The sequence below is a fragment of the Bacillus sp. MBGLi79 genome (assembly GCF_002953915.1).
The window spans coordinates 3,900-5,608 of the sequence record NZ_CP026521.1; the positions used below are offsets into that span (position 1 = coordinate 3,900).

Consider the following 1,709-nt stretch of genomic DNA (forward strand, 5'->3'; position numbering starts at 1 on the left):
TAATCTACATATAATATTTTGCCGAAAAGAGGGGGATTTACTAATGTGGGAAAGCAAATTTTCGAAAGAAGGCTTAACATTTGATGATGTATTGCTCGTTCCGGCTAAATCGGAGGTACTTCCGCGCGACGTGGATTTATCGGTTGAGCTTACACCGTCCCTTAAGCTGAATGTTCCAATTATTAGTGCAGGCATGGATACAGTGACAGAAGCTCAAATGGCCATCGCGATGGCACGGCAGGGCGGATTGGGCATTATCCACAAAAACATGTCGATTGAACAGCAGGCTGAGCAGGTTGACAAAGTCAAACGTTCAGAGCGGGGCGTCATTACAAATCCGTTTTTCCTGACGCCAGAGCACCAAGTTTTTGATGCAGAACATTTGATGGGCAAATACAGAATTTCCGGTGTTCCGATTGTTGACAATGAAGAGGATCAGAAGCTGGTTGGAATTATCACAAACCGTGATCTGCGATTTATTTCTGATTACTCCATGAAAATCAGCGATGTTATGACAAAAGAAGAGCTTGTTACGGCTCCTGTTGGTACAACCCTGGATGAAGCGGAAAAAATTCTTCAAAAATACAAGATCGAAAAACTCCCTCTTTTAGATGATCAAGGTGTTTTAAAAGGGCTTATTACGATTAAAGACATTGAAAAAGTAATCGAATTCCCGAATTCAGCGAAAGATGTTCACGGCCGCCTATTGGTTGGAGCAGCGGTTGGTGTAACAGGCGACACAATGACACGCGTCAGAAAGCTTGTGGAAGCCAATGTCGATGTGATCGTCGTTGATACCGCGCACGGCCATTCACAAGGTGTCTTGGATACCGTTAAGAAAATCCGCGACACTTATCCTGAATTAAATATCATTGCCGGCAACGTCGCAACTGCCGAAGGAACAAAAGCACTTATCGAAGCCGGAGCAAATGTAGTTAAAGTCGGTATCGGACCGGGTTCTATTTGTACAACCCGCGTAGTGGCCGGTGTCGGTGTTCCGCAAGTGACAGCGATTTACGATTGTGCGACTGAAGCAAGAAAACACGGTGCGGCGATTATTGCAGACGGCGGCATCAAGTTTTCCGGAGATATCGTCAAAGCCTTGGCTGCCGGCGGACATGCCGTCATGCTTGGAAGCCTTCTTGCCGGAACATCCGAAAGCCCAGGCGAGACTGAAATCTACCAAGGCAGACGCTTTAAAGTTTATCGCGGTATGGGTTCAGTAGCTGCAATGGAAAAAGGAAGCAAAGACCGCTACTTCCAAGAGGAAAACAAAAAATTCGTTCCGGAAGGCATTGAGGGCCGTACGCCTTATAAAGGTCCGGTTGCTGACACAGTTTATCAGCTTGTCGGCGGTTTGAAATCCGGCATGGGGTACTGTGGAACAAAAGATTTGCACGCACTGAGGGAAGATGCGCAGTTCATCCGCATGACAGGCGCAGGCCTGCGGGAAAGCCATCCTCACGATGTACAAATTACCAAAGAATCGCCTAACTATACCATTTCCTAATCAAATATGACAAAAATTAAACCGTAGACAGAGTAATACTCTGTCTATTTTTTTTTGCTTCCTTATGATAAAATTTATAATGTTGTGTTTGAAAAATGTCTTAAAAGGCTTTGATATAGATTATTAGTCTGATGAAAAGCGGAGGTATCACGATTTGAAAAGCAAGAGAATAAAGCAGCTGATCATGTTGATCGTTGCT

Annotated in this window: 1 protein-coding gene; it reads left to right on the plus strand. The window is 44.7% G+C overall.

Annotated features, from left to right (window positions below):
• Window positions 1-43: 43 nt before the first annotated feature.
• On the plus strand, window positions 44-1,510 hold the full coding sequence (guaB, locus tag C1T29_RS00030) for an IMP dehydrogenase (RefSeq protein WP_020449769.1): 1,467 nt from the start codon (window positions 44-46) through the stop codon (window positions 1,508-1,510).
• The last annotated feature ends 199 nt before the right edge of the window (window positions 1,511-1,709 follow it).

Bases quoted from the DNA above. Each gene is read 5' to 3' on its own strand.
- guaB (WP_020449769.1), top strand. From the start codon at position 44: ATGTGGGAAAGCAAATTTTCGAAAGAAGGCTTAACATTTGATGATGTA.